Consider the following 18020-nt stretch of genomic DNA (forward strand, 5'->3'; position numbering starts at 1 on the left):
CCCTCGCTGTGTTCGGGCAGAGTGAAGTGGAGTAGTCGCGCTCAGAGGATCTGGAGAACGCAGATGCGCCAGCGTCCGCGGAACTCCTCGGCGCGTAGGGCGGCCGCACGAACGCGGTTGCCATCCTGCAAGAGAACGGTGCCCTCGGCGGCCACGGCACTTACGCGAACTACCCGAGCGCGCACGATGCGAGTTGGGACCCGGCGGAGTGCTGGTGTGTGAGCCCTGGGCTGTTGAGCCGACACCGCTGCGCGTTGTGTGGCGCGCGCAGGCGTCGAAGTGCGCCGCTTCCCGTTTGCGAGGTCAAGGGAAGTCTGGGCGCGCACCTGACTGTGGAAACTCTGGAAGACATCGGGGGAGAGAATGCCCGCGAGCTGCTGGACTGGTCGGTGTCCGTGTAGAGCCTCGATCGCTGCGTGCGCGGTTGCGCACATGACAGCAGTCGGGTCGGCTAGTTGTGTCGCGCGGGCGATGCGTTCGCGGGCTTCGCTGGGGTCGTTGGCCAGACGAAGGTTTGGATCTCCGGGCAAGCAGTTCAGGAGCGCTGGTGTTTCGAGTACTGCGGTCATGTCTCTCTCGATTCGGTGAGTGCCGGGCGTGCTCAGTGAATGGGTGCGGGGTGGGGGATTGGTACTTGGTCTTAGGCGTGTTTGCTGCGCTCGTCGTAAGTGTCAGGCAGTGGAGCTGGGGAGCGCCAGTGTGATTCCGGTAGGAAGGAAGTCGGGGTCGTCCCCGATGATGGAGCGGTTCGATTCATAGATCGCGGACCATGCGGTAGCGATCTCACTGTTCGTTGCACCCTGTGGGAGACGCGACTGGGCGATGCTCCACAGGGAGTCACCCGGCTGCACCGTGTATGCCTTTGCCCGCGTTGTGGGCTTCGGGCTGCGGGTCTCTTCCGTGGGCGTGCTTTCCATTTGATTGACCGTCTGGGTGGGCTTGCTGGGCTCTGCTTGCGCGCCGGCGGGTTGTGTCTGCGCTGATGCGGATACCGCACTGTTGGTCTGCGGCCGTTTGCCTGTGGGCTCAGGCGCGTTCGAGGAGTGTTCAGTGGAGAGGAAGCCTAGGCTCACGGGGGTGCCCTTGGCGAGGCTCTCCTGGTGAGGCGCATCGCCACGCACCGACGCAGGGGTATCTGTGGCAGCCATTCTGGCGGACGGGGCTGTGGCCTGAACTTGGGTGGGAGCCTTGTGGGTCTTAACAAAGCCGAGGTGCAGGGTGCTGGGCGATGCAAGGACGCCGATCTGCTGGCTTGCACCTACCGAGTCTGTGTTGTGGGCTGGTGCTGCACCTGCGGGTGCGATTCCTGCGACGATGGAGGCGCCCGCAATCGCGGCCACGAGGCTCTTCACCAGACGTGGCGCTAGGGCGTCGAAGGCCTTTCTCCATGGGTTCCGGCGGGCGCCGGAGTTGAAGTCTGCCACGAGGGCAAGCGTCAGGCATAGCGTCCACCATGCGCCGACGACGGCGCCAGCACCCATGATCATGAGCTCGACCCAGTTGGTCAGCGTCCGGGCAGTGACTGCGGTGTCGCTTGAGATGAGCGGCAGGAGGTGCAGGAATCTGCTGGTGAGTGCATAGGCGATTCCTGTGCACAACGCCCAGACCGCAACCAGTGCAAAACGGTTCCTAGTACCCATTCGACTAACCCCTTGAGCGATTTTGATGTTGTTTGATGTCGTTTGCTGTTCCTTGATAAAACTACAGCGCTCCGATTTTGTCTACAGTGAGTTCTGCATGTGAATACGCAACGACGCCACGAAGCAAGTGAACGGATAGAAATGGACCGCTGGGAACAGCTCTTGATGCATCTCGAATCGGAGTTTGCATTTCAAGACATGATGTCTAGATCGGCGGTGGCTACAGACCTCTCACGTGCAGAAATGTCCCGCATTGACGCGCGGCAGAGGCTCAAAGCAACGGCCGGGCAGATCGTGGAGATTCATCTCGCCAGCGGCAGCACACTCTCCGGACAGGTCGTCAACTGCCATCAGGAATGGCTACTTCTCACCATCGGTGCTCAGGGAATCATCGTTCCGCACGACGCAATGGTCGGAGTCAGTGGGCTTTCGGCAAAGGCACTTGCGGAACCTGACAAGGGGTCCGAGGATGCCGGGGCCCCTGCAAGGATGATCCTCTCCGCGCGCGAAGTAACGCTGAACTCCGCTCTGAGAGCGGTATCGCGGGGACGGGGAATCGTTAGGGTGCATGCCAAAGGGCACGAGTATCGCGGAAGGATCCAGCGAGTGGGCAAAGACCACGTAGACGTGCTGAGCGGCGGCGTAGGCGAATGGGAAGAACGAAGAAACACCCTTAGCTCGACGGTCTTGCTCAGTGGAGTTGACTACGTCGTGCTCGAGTAGCGAGGGGCAGGGGCTACTCCTCGAAGTGACCAGACTTGACCCGCTGACGAGTCTGCTCGTACATGCGCGAGATGTAGGCCTCGAGTTCAGCTGCCTCCACCCGCCACTGTCCACGGCCACCGACTTGGATGGCGGGGAGTTCTCCTGAGCGAACCAGCGCGTACGCCTGCGCGGACGAGATGTTCAGGGTCTCGGTGACGTCGGCAAGGGTAAGGAAACGTGGAGCCATGAGCCAATTCTTTCACGATCTGCCCGTGCGCAGAGTTATTCACAGATTTGGGTTTTGCACACACGGCCCGGCCGCTATGCGAAAACCTGTATGCACAGTTACTGACGGAGGGGATTGAGGTCATGTCAGGCCAAGCTACTTTGGCGCGTCCGGCGCCGCACACACCCGTGGAGCACGCGCCGCGTCTCCGAAAGCCAAGCATCAGGGATCCCAAGCTCATCATCGGCGTCCTACTCATCGCACTGTCCGTAATGGTGGGCTCATGGGCGGTCAATGACGCCAAGGGGCTGAGCGTGGCCTATGTTGCAGTGAAGCCGCTCATCCCGGGCCAACCGTTCACCTCCGAAGACGTGAAGGCTGTTGAGCTGAATCTGGCTGGGCAGTCCGGGCGGTACTTATCAGCTGCTCTCGAGCAGGGCGAGACCGCAATCGCCCTGCGTGCGATCGGCGAGAACGAGATCATCCCGCTCGACGCCATCACAAGCCAGGCCAACTCCGACACCCGAATCGTGGCACTACCCATCTCAGAGGACCTCTCCCAGTCGATCATCGTGGGATCCCAGGTCGACCTCTGGCACATCCCCAAGAGCGGACTAGTCGATGGCGGGAGCGAGCCCAAGGAAGTGGCGCGCGGCCTGTACGTGAGTGAGGTCCCCGGAAGCGAGGGTGCCTTCTCAGTGGGATCGGGAAAGATCGTTCACGTGGTTGTCCCCACCACTCAAGTCTCGGCCGTGCTGAGCGCTGTGAAGGAAGAGGGGTCCTTGACCCTCTTGAGCATTCCGGGCGGACTGAAGTGAGCTGGGACGAAGCCCTCCCGCAATGGCCCGGAGCCAACTTCGAGGGCTCGAACGTAGATGACCTAAGGCTCGACCAGTACGACGTCCGCGTGCTGACGGCAGTCGTTGGCCCCTCCGAGGGAGAGGTGGCCCGTGCCGTCAACGAGGCCGCAGGACTGACTCTTGCGCGACGCTGTGCGGACAGTGCAGAGCTCCTCGGCGCTGCCCAAGCGGGCCTGGGTGCGGTCGCGGTCATCTCCAGTGACCTCGTGGGCTTTGACCGCACGCTCATTGCCGATCTCGCACGTGAATCGGTGCGAGTTGTCGCAGTGAACGACCCGCTCGACCAGTTCTCGGCCGACCGGCTCGCCGCGCTCGGCGTCCAGCGCTCGGTGAGCCTCGGTGACATTGAGGAGCAACTTGCAACTGCGATCGAGGCTGTCCTGGGAAGGCACAACGATCTGTTCCCTGCGGGAATCGAACTCAGAAGGGAGGCCGCGGCAGGATCGTCGAGAATCAGTGCGGCGGGGGCAGCAAACGCGGCGACCCCGACCAAACGGGGCAACGTTATCGCCATCTGGGGGACGCACGGCGCTCCGGGGCGCTCGACCCTAGCGGCCGGGATCGCGTTCGCGCTAGCGGACGCGAGAGAGACAGACAAGCGGGGTCGTACGCGGCGCGGTGTGGGCCGCAAGAAGACGGAAACCGCGGGCCCGAGCACCGCAATGCGGGAGCGCGCCTCGGTTCTCCTCGTAGACGCGGACACATACGCGCCTAGCCAGACACAGGCCCTCGGGCTTTTGGAAGAATCTTCGGGACTCGCGATGGCCTGCCGCGCAGCGAGCATGGGCACCCTGGGTGCAGAAGCGTTGCAGCGTTCTACTGCCCAGATCACCGACACGGTCGGCCTTCTCACAGGGCTTCCACGGACCACACGATGGCCCGAACTGAGCGCAACCGCGATGCGGGACGTGCTCGACGCGTCCACCGCGCTGCACGACTGGGTGGTCGTAGACTGCGCGGCCTCGATCGAAGAGGACGAGCTAGCCGTGTTCGACACCCACGTCCCGTCCCGAAACGCGGCCACGCTCACCGCGCTCGACCGCGCAGACCTCGTTGTGGTCGTGGGAAAGGGCGACCCGCTGGGAGTCCGCAGGCTCGTGGGCCAACTGGAACTTCGTCGTGAACGCGAGAGCCTCGCCGAGACTCCGTACGTGGTGGTTGTGAACGCGGTTCCACACGGGCGGTCTGCGCAAGTGCGGCGGGCGGAGATCACCGATGCTTTGGCGAAGTACAGTGGCGAGTTAGGGCCAATCCTGATCGGCTACGATCCCGCAACAGCGGAAGCCGCCATGAATACGGGCGTCGCGGTCACAGAGGGAAAGGCCTCGGGCCTCTCGAGCGACTTTCGCTCGCTCGCCCAACTGATCTCGAACGGCTTTGGTTCCTGAACCGGCATGCCACCTTGGCCTGAAGGCCCCAAGTCACGCTTGTGCGCGGGAAGATGGCACACTTAAGACATGCGAATCTATGTTCCTGCCACCCTGAACGAGCTCGACACCGTGGCGGGATCGACCATCGACCTAGAGCCACGGCGTGCGCACACCGCGACCAAGGAACTCGTGGCGCAGTACGCGGCCGAGGACGTCACGGACATTGAAGAGGTCGAGTACGGTGCTCACCTTGCCGCCGCTGCGGACTCACTCATGCTCATTGCTGCCAACCCGGACGTCCCGTGGCTTCGGCTGATCATCTCGGTTGATGTCCCGGATGCGGCGGTTGGCCCAGCGGTCCCAGGTTCCGACGAGGAAGAGCTGTCCGCGTCCGCCGTTCAGATACTCGAACCACTTAAGGGCGTCGAGATCGCGTGCGTTCATGTGGATGAAGCAGAGGCCGCCGGCGACGTGCAGGGCATGTTTGAGGGGAAGGACGAAGCAATCGACTCGCTCTTCGAGCGCGAACTGCTGTGGTACGCAACCTCAGAGATTGCCGATATTCCGCGCTGACGCGGCTACTTCCTCACGAGAGGTTTTGACCGTGCTCCGGCTGCATGGCTCAGCCGCGCATGCCGTCACTCCCAGGCGTCGTCACCGGTTGCCGGCATGGTGGGCGTGAGTCGCTCAAGGATGTCCCTGTGCAGTAGGCCGTTACTTGCCACTGCGTTTGGCCCCCACGGGCCCTCGTAGTTGCCGTCCACGGACGTGAAGGTTCCTCCGGCCTCGGTCACGATCGCCACGAGCGCCGCCATGTCGTAGAGCTCGAGCTCGGGCTCCATCGCGGCGTCCACAGCCCCCTCAGCCACGAGCATGTAGGACCAGAAATCACCGTAGGCGCGTGAGCGCCAGACCTCGTCGGTCAGACTTAGGAACTGGTTGTAGAGGCCGAGGTCCTTCCAGCCGTTGAGTGACGCATAAGAAATCGAGGCGTCTTCGATGCGTGCGACTTTGGACACTGAAAGGCGAGTTGCGTTAGCGAGGGATCGCCCAGTCCAGGCTCCTGCGCCCTTGGCGGCCCACCAGCGACGGTTGAGTGCGGGGGCCGAAACGACTGACACGACGATGTCGTCGCCCTCCGCGAGTGCGATGAGCGTTGCCCACACGGGGACTCCGCGTACAAAGTTCTTGGTGCCATCGATGGGATCAATGATCCAGCGGCGCGAGGAATGGCCAGTGGTGCCGTACTCCTCGCCGACGATCGCGTCACGCGAGCGGGACCGAGAGAGCTGTGCGCGGATGACTTCCTCTACCGTACGGTCCGCGTCCGTTACCGGGGTGGTGTCTGGCTTGGACTCCACCTTGAGGTCGATCGCCTTGAACCGGGACATCGTAATGGAATCCACTTGGTCGGCGAGGATAAGGGCGAGGCGCAGGTCGTCGTCATAACGCGAAGAGGTCATGGCCTAAACATATCGTGAGCATCAAACATTCTTTGGCGCGGCCCGCCCACTGGTCCGCGGAAAATCGCGGCTACTCGGGGCGTGCCGCTAGGAGTCGCCGGAGCGACTCAATGCGTTTGATTCTCGACGATACTGTCAGGTCGTCTTCGTCGGTCTCGTTCTTCTGTGCTCGCTCGAGCCACTCGTCGAGCGCGCAGTCTGGCGCTGACTCCAGGTGCGTGCACCCGCGGGGGCAATCCTCGACGATTTCTTCGAGGTCCTCGAAAGCTGCGAGGACGCGGTCAAGGTCGATGTGAGCGAGCCCAAAGGAGCGGACACCGGGAGTGTCGATGACCCAGCCGGACTGCGCTTCTTTGGAGTCTGCAGGTGTGAACTGGGGGAGGCGCAGGGCCACAGCGGAGGTGGAGGTGTGGCGGCCACGGCCAGTTACGTCGTTGACCCGACCGGTTGCACGGAAGGCGTCCGGTACGAGGGCATTGACCAGCGTTGACTTGCCCACACCCGAGTGACCCACGAACACAGAGGTCTTGCCTGCGAGCTGTGTCCGCACGGCATCGAGGTCGTGGAGTTCAGAGGGCACGAAGTCCTCACTTGGTGCCTGCTCGGAGGCGAGCGACGTGACGAGGACCTTGACGCCCACGGGTTCGTAGAGGTTGCGTAGCTCCTCGGGGGAAGCCAGGTCGGCCTTGGTGAGGCACAGGACCGCCTCCATGCCGGCGTCATACGCCGCGACGACGCACCTATCGATCATGCGGGTACGGGGCTCAGGGTTGGCAAGGGCGGTGACGATGACCAACTGGTCTGCGTTGGCCACGATGATGCGCTCGTATGGGTCGGTGTCATCGGCTGTGCGACGCAGGACGGTGGCGCGTTCTGTGATGCGCACGATCCGGGAGAGGGTCCCCTCGTCGCCGGAGACGTCTCCGACCATGTCCACGCGGTCGCCGCACACGATGCGATCTCGAGAGAGTTCACGCGCCTTCATTGCCGTGATCGTGCGCTCGTCGGGACCGTCCTCATCCACCAGCACGGTGTATCGTCCGCGGTCCACGCCGGTGATAAAGCCGGGCACAGCATCTTTGTGGTCTGGGCGGTTCTTTGAGCGCGGGCGCGAATTTCGCTTTCCGGGCCGTGAAGAAAAGTCCGACTCGTCAAAGATTCGTGGCGTCATACTTCCTGTTTCGTTAAGTGTGCGGTTAGGCGTGCTGGTCGAGCATGGCCTGCCACATCGCGTCGAACCCTGGCAGGGTCTTGCCGGTCGTCGCAATGTTTTCCACGAGGACATCAGGTGTCCTCAGTCCAATGATCGCACCTGCGGTGGCCATTCGGTGATCGTGGTAGGTGTGGAACACGCCTCCATGCAGCGGGGCTGGCTCGATCTGCAGGCCGTCCTCGAGTTCGGTGACCTTGCCACCCAACGCGTTGATCTCGGCCGACAGTGCAGCCAAGCGGTCGGTTTCGTGACCGCGCAGGTGTGCGATTCCGGTGATTGTGGTGGGCGAGTCGGCGAGCGCCGCCAGTGCTGCAAAGGTCGGGGCGAGTTCACCCGCTGCCGAAAGGTCGAGGTCACCGGCACCGGTGATTGCACCCGTGCCGCTGATCGTGAGGACACCGTTTTCAAGCGAGGTCGTGGCACCCATGCGTTCAAAGATCCTAGGAGCAAGTGCGCCGGGCTGCGTGGTCTGGCTGGGCCAGGCTGGGATGTGCACTGTTCCTCCCGCCACGAGCGCCGCTGCCATGAACGGTGTGGCGTTGGAGAGATCAGGCTCGATATCTACATCCCGTGCACGGATCGGCGCAGGGGCAACGTACCACTGAGTGCGTGAAGGCTGTTCAACGTTGACAGAAGCCTCGCCCAGGACTTTGACGGTCATATCAACGTGCGGGAGCGATGGGAGGGAGACACCCTCGTGGGTGAGCCGCACACCCTGGTCAAATCGGCTCGAGGCAAGAAGTAGGCCCGATACGAATTGACTTGAGCCCGACGCATCCACGGTGATGTCTCCGCCGGGGACCTCGCCGCGCGCGTCGATTTCGAAGGGCAGGAAGCCATTCGAGAGGTCGTTGACGTTGACCCCCAGATCGCGCAGTCCGCTGATGATGGGGAGCATCGGGCGCACGCGGGCGCCCTCGTCACCATCGATGACGATGCGACCCACAACGAGCGATGCCACTGCGGGGATGAAGCGCATGACTGTGCCGGCCAGACCACAATCGATATGGACCTCGCCCACATCGGTGCCAACCGTCAGCGGAGTGACACGGTACTCACCCTTGTGCTCACCGGGTTCAATGATTGCCCCGAGCTGCCGCAGCGCGGCAATCATGAGGTCGGAGTCCCGTGACGCGAGAGTCCCACGCACCACGCTCGGTCCGTCGGCTAGAGCAGCTAACACGAGGTACCGGTTGGTCAGCGATTTTGACCCGGGAACCGGCACCAAGGCGTCCAAAGGTTCCGATCCCGCGAGGGGTGCTGGCCAGAGCGCAACGGAAGGAGTGGAGGTGAGTGCGTCAGTCATGCCACCAGCCTAGTAGATCGCCAGTGCCAGCAGCGGTGCGGTCTCGCGGAGCAGAACCGCGTGCCAAGAGGGCTACTCCGGACGGTCCATAACCACGCTCCACCACGCTCAGCCTCGCCGCCCCACCACGCACGAAGCGGCAGATACCGCTAGGCCTTGGTAGCGCTCGCGGCCGCGGCCACCTCGCGCCGTTCTGTTCGCGCCTTTTGGACTCGCCACGCCATGGAGGGCTGGCCTGCGGTGTCCGCCGCCACGAGTAGGGCGGCGCCGAGCGCACCCAGCTTGGACACGAACGGGCCAGAGACCTGCGGAGAACGAAGGTCCGCCACGGAGCGCGGAGCGCGCACGGCAACCTGAGGAACAGTGGACAGTGCGAGCAGGAGGCCCGCAGTGCGAGGCGTCTTCGACAGTGCGAGCGCGCCACCAAGCGCAACGGTAGCGGCACCCTGGAACTGGACTATGCGCTTGACGGTCTTGTCATCGAGTGGGTCCATGCCAATGAGGCCCGTTGCCTTGGCTAGGGGTTCGCGTGCGGCTTCGACGTGCTCGGAGGGGTGGCGTACAGCGTTGTAGCCGTCGTGGATGAACCACGTGGCAAGGAGTGGGCGGGCAACTTTGCGCAACATCATTCCAGTAACTCCAATGTTCGACGAGTCGTTTCTTACACAATAGTCGCCGCGTGCGAGGTGTACAGGGTGGATGCCGACGCGCCCCGGGCCAAATGGATACGACGTCACGAAATAAAGCGGACGACGGTGCGGTTGAACATGGTGTGACTTCCGCAATTTTGGACCGCTCGATCTCGCCACAGTTGACTACAGAACTGGGCATTGGTCGGTCCCACACCGTAGGCTCTATGGTGATGTCCACCGATGAGCTGAACCAGCACCCTGAGTCTGTCCTCGTGCCTGCCACGCGATCCAAAGACCATCCCATAGCGCAAGAGAACCCGGCGTCGAAAACGCCGGCAGCAGCGTTCGAGGATGACCTTGAGATTGAGCCCGGCGAGGCAGTGGTCCGCGCGCCCGAAAGCGAGACCGATGCAGAGCGCTCGCTCCGCTTCGAACGCGACGCGCTGGGCTACCTCGACCAGATGTATTCCGCGGCGATGCGCATGACGCGCAATCCCTCGGACGCCGAGGACCTACTCCAAGAGACGTTTGCAAAAGCGTTCGCAGCCTTCCACCAGTACCGCCCTGACACAAACCTCAAAGCGTGGCTCTACAGGATCCTCACCAACACCTACATCAACAGCTACCGCAAGAAGCAGCGCGAACCTCAACAGTCACACTCGGACGACATCGAGGACTGGCAGATCGCGCGCGCGGCGGAACACACTTCGACCGGGCTCAAGTCCGCAGAGGCGGAAGCGCTTGAGCGCCTTCCCGATTCGGACATCAAGCGTGCCCTGCAGGAACTGCCGGAGGACCGCCGCATTGCGGTGTACTTGGCGGACGTTGAGGGCTTCCCGTACAAGGAAATCGCCGAGATCATGGGTAGCCCGATTGGCACAGTGATGTCCCGCCTGCACCGAGGGCGAGCACAGCTGAGGGACAAGCTCCGCGACTACGCAGCCGACCGAGGCTTCTCCGAGAAAGACTCGAAATCCACCAGCACGACAGGTTCGGAAAAGGACGCACGATGACCGAGCACTCCCACTCCAACGACCACGGTCACGTACCCACAAGCAACGAGTGCGAGAACGTAGCCGAGCACATCTACGAGTATCTCGACTCCGAGATGACCGAGGCCGATGCGGCACGCATGCGCGCTCACGTAGCTGAATGCAGCCCGTGCCTTGCCGAGATGTCGATCGACGAGCTCATCCGCGGAGCACTCAAGCGTTCTTGCGCTGAGCAGGCACCGGAGGAACTACGCATTCGCATCCGCGCCCAGTTTACCTCGGTGCGCTACGAGGCCTGATCCGTCCGCGCCTAACGGCGCGCGGCTTCACCTCATTTTCGACGATCGAGTCGCGTTGCGTTCGCACATCTCAACCAGCCCGGCTGGGACCGTAGATGCTCCAGCGGCGCAGGTGAATCGTCGATAATGGGGACGATACACAGACAAAGCTGATGGGCCACACCCTCGGGTGTGGCCCATCAGTGCGTGTCAGGGGCGGGTCAGGATTGCGAAGCCGGAGGCGACGCCCGCGCTAGTGGGCTGGGTGTGCAGCAGGACCGCGGACTGCGCGGGCACGGCGATGTCGACGGTGGTGACGGTTCCATCGCACACGGTGCGGCCCGAGGACACCTCGGCGAACGAATCTGTAGACCTTTTCGCGCCGAGCCCAGCGGACTTGTGCGCGAGTTCTGGCGACCCGGTCGAAACCGTGTAGGTCAACTCGCCACCATCCTCGGCAACGCACGCAACCGAGAGTGAGAGCGTGCCGTCCTGCTCGACGAGCACGGGGCTGGGATTCTCAACCACTGTGCTCGACACCCAAGAACGGGCGATCTCCTGATCCGACCGCTGCGGCACGGCAAGTCCGTGAGGGGCAGAAGCGGACAGCGCTGATGGGGACGCGGCGTGGTCAGCCTCTGCCGAACATGACGTGAGGGTGCCAACGGCGAGGACGAGCGCAGCGGCAGCGAAGAGAGAGTGTGGGGGAGTGGGCGTGCCATAGAACTGAGCCTATCTGAAGTCCCGTGGAGAAAAAGAGAGAGCCACAGAACGAGGTTTCGTTCTGTGGCTCTTCGTCAAAACGCCGAACTCAGGTGTTTGGACGCTTGCCGTGGTTTGCGCCCTTACCGGCACGGCTGCGACGCTTACGACCGCGCTTGCTCATAGTGATCTCCTTTTATTGAAGGCATGCTCCCCAGTGGGATGAACCCGTAAACCGAGATGTCCTTGCGGAACAACGGCACTACCGTTCAACAGCTTTGGCTCACATGTTTACGCGTGTGCATAGACACACGCCCTCAACCATTTTTCCATAAAGCCCGCCAGCGAAGAAATGCACTGCCAAAGATCACACGCGCGAGCCACCGCCGGTAGGGAGCGATGCGGCATATTCTGGGACTTTCACACCACAGGTTGGTCAAGAAATCGGGCCGTGTGCCGATAATCCTGATGTGAACCAACGACAGTCAATTACCCCACTTCTCAAAGCACTCGCGGCGTCCGGCGGCTCGGACCTCCACGTCAAGGCGGGGTCTGCGCCGAGAGTTCGACTCGACGGCCGGCTGCGGCGACTGCAGGTTCCTGAACTCACGCCCGAGGACACCGTGAGCATGCTCTCCGAGGTCCTCCCGGAAAACCAACTTGTGCAGTTTGAACAGACGCACGAGGCGGACTTCGCGTTCCAACTCGAAGACACCGGTCGATTCCGCGTCAACGCATACCAAGCGCGCGGAACCGTTGGCATGGTCTTCCGCCAAGTGGCAGAAGGAGCAAAGACGCTCGCAGACCTCTCCCTGCCGGAGGTCATCGGCGAACTGGCGCTCGAACCGCGTGGCCTCGTGCTGGTCACGGGCCCAACAGGATCGGGAAAGAGTACGACTCTTGCGTCCATGGTTGACCTGGTCAACACACTGCGCGAGGTCAACATCGTGACGATCGAAGACCCGATCGAGATCCTGCACAGCGACAAGAAGGCGATCATCTCGCAGCGCGAGGTTCGACACGATACAGCCGACTTCAACACTGCTCTACGCGCGGCGATGCGCCAGGACCCCGACGTGATCATGGTCGGTGAGATGCGTGACCCGGAAACTGTCCGCGCTGCGCTCCAAGCGGGGGAGACCGGTCACCTCGTGTTCTCAACCCTGCACACCAACAACGCCGAGGAAACGATCAACCGAATCGTTGACTTCTTCCCTGCGGAGGAACAGCAGCAGATTCGCATGGCACTCGCGCAGCCCCTGCGCGGGATCGTGTCTCAGCGTCTCGTGCGCACCGCAGACGGCGCGGGACGATGCGCGGTCACGGAAGTCATGGTCAACACCGGGCGCACAGCAGAGGCGATCGTCAACCCGGGCGAGAACCCACCCATTACGGACCTCATCGCCGAGGGCGAGTACTACAAGATGCAGACGTTCGACCAGCATCTGTTCAAGCTCATCAGCGCAGGTAAGGTCGCCTACGCGGACGCGCTAAGCGCCTCTTCCAACCCGCAGGACCTCTCGGTGCAACTCCGCTCAGCTGGTATCGCGATCTAGGTCAAAAGCGACCACAGGAAGACGGGTGGGGCGCCGGAACAGACGTGAATCGTCGAGAATCCGGCCCCGAGCCCCAAGAATATGAGGGACTAAACGTCCTCAGGCAGGCCCAGCCAGGTGTGCCAGCCCGAGTGCAGCACCAACCAAGCCATCAGGCCGTATCCGGCCTGGCCTGGGAACGGGCCACGGTTCACCGCGAGGTCGGAGTTCCACTGCTCGTGGTCCACGAGCGGGGTAAACGTATCCACAAACGGCACGCGGCGTCGCTGGGCAACGTCCGCAAACGCCGCAGACAGTTCCTCGATCTCGCGAGCGCGGTGCGGAACTGTGGGTGGAGGCCCCACCACGAACGTCGAAATTCGCCGCTCATCCGCGATGTCGAGGATGTTCGCCAAGTTCAGGCGCGACCGCGCCACCGACAGGCCCGCAACAATGTCGTTGTGACCCAGCGAAATAACGAGACGCTGATCCACATCCGGAGCCGAAATGACGCGACGGTTGAACTCGTCCTCCCAGCGTGCAGACAGCCCCGTTGTGGTCTCGCCCGGAACAGACAGGGGCAGGAGAACGGTGGCGGCGTCCGTGCGGGTCCTTGCAACGACGCGTCCCAGCCAACCCAGCGCGCGGGCATCTCCCACTGTGGACAACAGTTCGTCACCAACCGCGCAGATACGAAGTTCGGATGCGCTCACGGGGTACTCCTCAAAGATGTGGACAAACAAGTCGGGTCACCACGGAAGCAATCCGTGGTGACCCGACACGTCACGATTAGCCAGCAGACAACTAAGTGTCAGTAGATCAGCGAGCCAGTGCCCGCTCGATCAGGCTGTTTTGCTCCTGCTTGTGCAGTTTAGCCGTACCAACCGCAGGAGATGCGGAGGCAGGCCGTGCAACTACGCCAACTGGGCGACCAAGGTCGCCTGGCAGGTGAGCTGCGAGGAACGGCCAGGCACCCTGGTTCTCCGGCTCATCCTGGACCCAGACAACCTCAGCGTCACCGAACGGAGCAAGCGCCTCGGCGATCTGGTCGGAAGCGAGCGGGTACAGCTGCTCGAGCCGGACGATCGCTACGTTCTTGACGTTGCTCTTCTCCGCCTGGGCGAGGAGGTCGTAGTAGACCTTGCCCGAGCAGAGGAGAACGCGGTCGATCCGGGTGCCCTGAGCCGCACGTGCCGCTGCAGCATCGTCGCCGATGATCTCGCGGAACGTACCCGAGGTGAACTCCTCAGGCGCCGACGCAGCGGCACGCAGACGAAGCATTGACTTGGGCGTCATGACAACGAGTGGACGGCGTGGTCGGATGTACGCCTGGCGGCGCAGCAGGTGGAAGTAGTTTGCAGGCGAGCTCGGGTGTGCGATCGTCATGTTGTTCTCAGCGCACAGTTGCAGGAAGCGCTCGATGCGGGCGGACGAGTGGTCCGGACCTTGGCCCTCGTAACCGTGAGGCAGGAGCATGACCACGGACGAGTGCTGCGACCACTTCTGCTCAGCGGAGGAAATGAACTCATCGATGACGGTCTGAGCGCCGTTGATGAAGTCACCGAACTGGGCTTCCCATAGCACGAGAGCGTCTGGACGCTCAACCGAGTAGCCGTACTCGAAGCCGAGGCAGGCGTACTCAGAGAGCGAGGAGTCGTAGACCCAGAACTTGGCCTGGTCGGCCGAGAGGTACAGCAGCGGAGTCCACTCGGCACCCGTGTTGCGGTCGTGCAGCACGGCGTGGCGCTGGACGAACGTGCCGCGGCGAGAGTCCTGGCCGGCGAGGCGGACCGGTGTCCCCTCCATGAGGAGCGAACCGAACGCGATGAGCTCCGCGTAGCCCCAGTCGATGCCACCCTCGGCGGACATGTGGTGGCGCTTCTCCAAGAGCTGTTGAAGTTTGGGGTGCACAGTGAACCCTGCGGGTGGGTTGAGGTGTGCGTCCCCGATACGGTCGAGCATGAACTGCGGAACCGCGGTCTGCCAACCCACCATCGTGCCGGCGTCTTCGCGCTGCGACTCCGGCCGCTCCAGGCCTGCAACGGCCTCAGAATCGGTTGGAGGCATGAAGCCACCGTCACGGGTCTCAGTGAACGCGCGCTCGAGCTGTGCCTGGTAGTCCTGAAGGACTTCCTCAGCCTCAGCAACAGAGATATCGCCGCGAGATACAAGCGTCTCAGTGAACAACGTACGAACCGAGCGCTTTTGCTCGATCAGGTTGTACATCATTGGCTGGGTCATCGATGGGTCATCGCCCTCGTTGTGGCCGCGGCGGCGGTAGCAGACCATGTCGATGATGACGTCGCGGTTGAACTCTTCGCGGTACTCAAACGCGAGTCGAGCAACGCGGACGACAGCCTCTGGGTCGTCTCCGTTCACGTGGAAGATCGGAGTCTGGTAACCCTTGGCAATGTCGGTTGAGTAGAAGGTCGAACGGGAGTTCGCGGGACCGGTAGTGAATCCGACCTGGTTATTGATGATCACGTGGATCGTTCCACCCGTGCGGTAACCTCGCAGCTGGGACAGGTTCAAGGTCTCCATGACGACACCCTGGCCCGCGAATGCGGCGTCACCGTGAATCAGGATCGGCATGACGGAGAAGCCATCTCCACCTAGGTCGATGCGGTCCTGCTTGGCGCGGACGATTCCCTCAAGCACGGGGTCGACTGCCTCGAGGTGCGATGGGTTAGCAGCGAGCGAGACCTTGGTGGTGGCGCCACTCTCGGCGGTGAAGACACCCTCAGTGCCCAGGTGGTACTTGACATCACCGGAGCCCTGGTAGGTGCGCTGGTCGAGGTTGCCCTCGAACTCGGCAAAGATCTGGCCGTAGCTCTTGCCTGCGATGTTCGCGAGCACGTTCAGTCGGCCACGGTGAGCCATGCCGATGGCCACCTCGTCGAGGTTCGCCTCCGCGGCACCTGTCAGGATCGCGTCGAGAAGAGGAATGACCGACTCGCCGCCCTCGAGCGAGAAGCGCTTCTGGCCCACGAACTTGGTCTGGAGGAAGGTTTCAAACGCCTCTGCGGAGTTCAGGCGGCGGAGGATGCGCAGCTGCTCTTCGCGCGGGGTGCGCTCGTAGCCGGCCTCGAGGCGTTCCTGCAGCCACTTGCGCTGAGCGCGGTCGGCGATGTGCATGTACTCAACGCCCACGGTGCGGCAGTACGAGTCGCGCAGCAGACCAAGGATCTCGCGCAGGGTCGCCTTTGGCTTGCCGCCGAACCCGCGGGTTGGGAACGTGCGGTCGAGATCCCAGAACGTCAGCCCGTGGGTCTGGATGTCGAGGTCAGTGTGCTTGCGCTGGCGGTATGCGAGTGGGTCGGTCTCCGCCATGAAGTGACCGCGCGAGCGGTAGGCGTGGATGAGTTCAGCGATGCGTGCTGGCTTCTCGGCCTCGGTGTCTGCGTCAACCGTGTTGTCGCGGACCCAACGGACTGGCTCGTAAGGGATACGCAGCGCAGCAAATACGCGGTCGTAGAAGTCATCCAGTCCGAGGAGCTTGTTGTTAATGATGCGCAGGAAGTCACCCGACTGGGCGCCCTGAATGATGCGGTGGTCGTAAGTCGAGGTAAGCGTCAGGACCTTGGAGATGCCCATCTTGGCGAGTTGCTCGGTGGACGCGCCAGCGAACTCCGCTGGGTAGTCCATCGCGCCAACACCAATGATGGCACCCTGTCCCTTCATGAGGCGTGGGACGGAGTGGACCGTGCCGATTGTGCCTGGGTTGGTCAGCGATACGGTGACGCCCTGGAAGTCTGAGACCTCGAGCTTGCCGGCGCGTGCCTTGCGAACGACGGCCTCGTACGCGGCCACGAACTCTGCAAAGTCCATGGTGTCGGCCTTCTTGATGGCAGGCACGAGGAGCTGACGGGTTCCGTCTGGCTTCTGGATGTCGATTGCCAGGCCGAGGTTGACGTGCGCGGGGGTGAGCATTGCGGGCTTGCCCTCGGACTCGAGGTAGCCGGCGTTCATTGCTGGCATTTCTCGGAGTGCTTCGACGAGTGCAAAGCCAATGATGTGCGTGAACGAGACCTTGCCACCGCGGGTGCGCACGAGGTGGTTGTTAATCACGATGCGGTTGTCGACCATAAGTTTGGCCGGGATGGCACGAACCGAGGTGGCGGTAGGCACCTCGAGGCTCGACTCCATGTTCTTGATGAGGCGCGCAGCTGGGCCGCGAAGCTTCTCGACGTTGTCTGGGGTGTCGTCGTCGGATGCTGCTGCCGTCCGTACACCCTGATCGGCGTAGGGAGCGGTCGCTGGCTGTGCTGTTGCAACTGGACGCTCTGACTGCTCGGCAGCCGCAGCGTGCGCAGCGACGGTTGCTGCCTGTGCTGCTGCCTGAGCGCCCGCCTGAGAAAGGTTGTTGACGGGGAGCGGGGTTTCTGGTGAATCGGTCATAGTCACGCGTGGGGCCTTTGGTGCATTGGTTGGAACTGGCGAGGTGGCTGGTGCCGAGTCGGCGGGCGCAGGAGTAGAGCTGCTGGCTTCCCTGCCCTGGGGTGCTCCTACGGAGGGGGTGTAGTCCTTGAAGAACTCCCACCAAGCCGGGTCAACGGAGTTCTTGTCTTCGAGGTACTGATCGTAGAGCTCGTCGACAAGCCATTCGTTGGCGCCGAAGGCTGCACCGTCCGTGCCGATCGACTTTGAGTCAGCATTGGAGGTCACTGAGGGATCGCCCACTTTCGCATTGTTTGCCCGCCGTCATCATGGCGGCTATCACTCTAAGGTTAGGGCCTAAAGGCCTATGTGTGTGGACAAGTTCGTCACGTTTGAAGACCCGGCGAAGGGTCTTTCGCGGGTGAAGAGCGGACGGGTAAAACCTAGGTAATGTGCGCCCGGCCTACGGGTAAAGTCAGGGGTGTTTTTCGCCGCGGTCAGTATAGTTTTGCCAGCCTTGCGGCAAACCGGGCGCCCGAACCGGGGGTCCTACTGCCTGTTCGCTTGCAGCGAAATCCGTGTGGTGTGATCGAGGGCAAGGCCGAGGGTCCGATCACTCACGGCACTCAGCCAAGTGGACGCGGCGCGAGAAAGTTCTGTGAACGACATGCGGACCGCGGTCACGACCTCACATAGGAGCGGTGGCAGTGGACCGAATGGC

General features: G+C 62.6%; 18 protein-coding genes. 7 read left to right on the plus strand and 11 right to left on the minus strand.

Translation table 11 applies throughout. The annotated features are described in order from the left end of the window. Nucleotides 1-41 precede the first annotated feature (41 nt). Together HGSM_RS12360 and HGSM_RS12365 are read right to left on the minus strand one after the other, a co-directional pair. The gene (locus tag HGSM_RS12360; protein ID WP_019149079.1) at nt 42-569 is read right to left on the minus strand and encodes an Rv3235 family protein; all 528 of its coding nucleotides are present in this window, start codon (nt 567-569) and stop codon (nt 42-44) included. Between the two features lie 102 nt (nt 570-671). After that, on the minus strand, nt 672-1640 hold the full coding sequence (locus HGSM_RS12365; protein ID WP_019149080.1) for a LysM peptidoglycan-binding domain-containing protein: 969 nt from the start codon (nt 1638-1640) through the stop codon (nt 672-674). A 243-nt stretch (nt 1641-1883) separates the two neighbouring features. Between HGSM_RS12365 and HGSM_RS12370 the strand changes: the two genes are divergently transcribed. Beyond that, nucleotides 1884-2363 carry a hypothetical protein gene (locus HGSM_RS12370; protein ID WP_154646347.1) on the plus strand — a complete coding sequence of 160 codons (480 nt, stop codon included), beginning with the start codon at nt 1884-1886 and terminating at the stop codon, nt 2361-2363. A gap of 13 nt (nt 2364-2376) precedes the next feature. Here the strand turns inward: HGSM_RS12370 and HGSM_RS12375 are convergent, their stop codons facing one another. Further along, nucleotides 2377-2592, minus strand: a complete 216-nt coding sequence (locus HGSM_RS12375) for a helix-turn-helix domain-containing protein (RefSeq protein WP_019149082.1) — start codon at nt 2590-2592, stop codon at nt 2377-2379. Nucleotides 2593-2714: 122 nt separating this feature from the next. Between HGSM_RS12375 and HGSM_RS12380 the strand changes: the two genes are divergently transcribed. From HGSM_RS12380 to HGSM_RS12390, 3 genes are all read left to right on the plus strand, one after another. Continuing rightward, nucleotides 2715-3389: a hypothetical protein gene (locus tag HGSM_RS12380; RefSeq protein WP_019149083.1), complete on the plus strand. Its 675-nt coding sequence runs from the start codon at nt 2715-2717 to the stop codon at nt 3387-3389. Continuing rightward, nucleotides 3386-4819 carry an AAA family ATPase gene (locus HGSM_RS12385; RefSeq protein WP_019149084.1) on the plus strand — a complete coding sequence of 478 codons (1434 nt, stop codon included), beginning with the start codon at nt 3386-3388 and terminating at the stop codon, nt 4817-4819. The genes HGSM_RS12380 and HGSM_RS12385 overlap by 4 nt, the downstream gene beginning before the upstream one ends. A gap of 69 nt (nt 4820-4888) precedes the next feature. Next, entirely contained in the window at nt 4889-5374 is a 486-nt protein-coding gene (locus HGSM_RS12390) for a DUF6912 family protein (protein WP_019149085.1), read from the plus strand. Nucleotides 5375-5439: 65 nt separating this feature from the next. Here the strand turns inward: HGSM_RS12390 and HGSM_RS12395 are convergent, their stop codons facing one another. The 4 genes from HGSM_RS12395 to HGSM_RS12410 all read right to left on the minus strand — a co-directional run bounded on the left by HGSM_RS12395 (nt 5440) and on the right by HGSM_RS12410 (nt 9412). Beyond that, on the minus strand, nt 5440-6264 hold the full coding sequence (locus HGSM_RS12395) for an inositol monophosphatase family protein (RefSeq protein ID WP_019149086.1): 825 nt from the start codon (nt 6262-6264) through the stop codon (nt 5440-5442). A gap of 70 nt (nt 6265-6334) precedes the next feature. Next, a complete protein-coding gene (gene rsgA, locus HGSM_RS12400; protein WP_019149087.1) occupies nt 6335-7435 on the minus strand; it encodes a ribosome small subunit-dependent GTPase A in 1101 nt (366 codons plus the stop codon). A 25-nt stretch (nt 7436-7460) separates the two neighbouring features. Next, entirely contained in the window at nt 7461-8783 is a 1323-nt protein-coding gene (aroA, locus tag HGSM_RS12405; RefSeq protein ID WP_019149088.1) for a 3-phosphoshikimate 1-carboxyvinyltransferase, read from the minus strand. Between the two features lie 149 nt (nt 8784-8932). Beyond that, the gene (locus HGSM_RS12410; protein ID WP_019149089.1) at nt 8933-9412 is read right to left on the minus strand and encodes a hypothetical protein; all 480 of its coding nucleotides are present in this window, start codon (nt 9410-9412) and stop codon (nt 8933-8935) included. Nucleotides 9413-9645: 233 nt separating this feature from the next. On the opposite strand from HGSM_RS12410, the gene HGSM_RS12415 reads away from it, so the two are divergent. Beyond that, on the plus strand, nt 9646-10428 hold the full coding sequence (locus HGSM_RS12415) for a sigma-70 family RNA polymerase sigma factor (protein ID WP_081581480.1): 783 nt from the start codon (nt 9646-9648) through the stop codon (nt 10426-10428). Then, the gene (gene rsrA / locus HGSM_RS12420) at nt 10425-10706 is read left to right on the plus strand and encodes a mycothiol system anti-sigma-R factor (protein ID WP_019149091.1); all 282 of its coding nucleotides are present in this window, start codon (nt 10425-10427) and stop codon (nt 10704-10706) included. The genes HGSM_RS12415 and rsrA overlap by 4 nt, the downstream gene beginning before the upstream one ends. 189 nt (nt 10707-10895) lie before the next feature. Here the strand turns inward: rsrA and HGSM_RS12425 are convergent, their stop codons facing one another. Both HGSM_RS12425 and HGSM_RS15090 read right to left on the minus strand, forming a co-directional pair. Continuing rightward, entirely contained in the window at nt 10896-11225 is a 330-nt protein-coding gene (locus HGSM_RS12425) for a hypothetical protein (protein ID WP_154896396.1), read from the minus strand. A gap of 271 nt (nt 11226-11496) precedes the next feature. Next, complete coding sequence (locus HGSM_RS15090) at nt 11497-11571, minus strand: 50S ribosomal protein bL37 (protein ID WP_376780662.1); 75 nt, start codon at nt 11569-11571, stop codon at nt 11497-11499. A 286-nt stretch (nt 11572-11857) separates the two neighbouring features. Between HGSM_RS15090 and HGSM_RS12430 the strand changes: the two genes are divergently transcribed. Continuing rightward, entirely contained in the window at nt 11858-12943 is a 1086-nt protein-coding gene (locus HGSM_RS12430; protein ID WP_019149093.1) for a type IV pilus twitching motility protein PilT, read from the plus strand. Between the two features lie 89 nt (nt 12944-13032). Here the strand turns inward: HGSM_RS12430 and HGSM_RS12435 are convergent, their stop codons facing one another. Together HGSM_RS12435 and HGSM_RS12440 are read right to left on the minus strand one after the other, a co-directional pair. Beyond that, nucleotides 13033-13635, minus strand: coding sequence for a GDSL-type esterase/lipase family protein (locus HGSM_RS12435; RefSeq protein ID WP_040595269.1), 603 nt, complete (start codon nt 13633-13635; stop codon nt 13033-13035). Nucleotides 13636-13741: 106 nt separating this feature from the next. Further along, nucleotides 13742-17602, minus strand: coding sequence for a multifunctional oxoglutarate decarboxylase/oxoglutarate dehydrogenase thiamine pyrophosphate-binding subunit/dihydrolipoyllysine-residue succinyltransferase subunit (locus HGSM_RS12440; protein ID WP_040595154.1), 3861 nt, complete (start codon nt 17600-17602; stop codon nt 13742-13744). Nucleotides 17603-18020 lie beyond the last annotated feature (418 nt).

The sequence above is a fragment of the Timonella senegalensis JC301 genome, assembly GCF_000312125.1.
Taxonomy (GTDB): Bacteria; Actinomycetota; Actinomycetes; order Actinomycetales; family Cellulomonadaceae; genus Timonella; species Timonella senegalensis.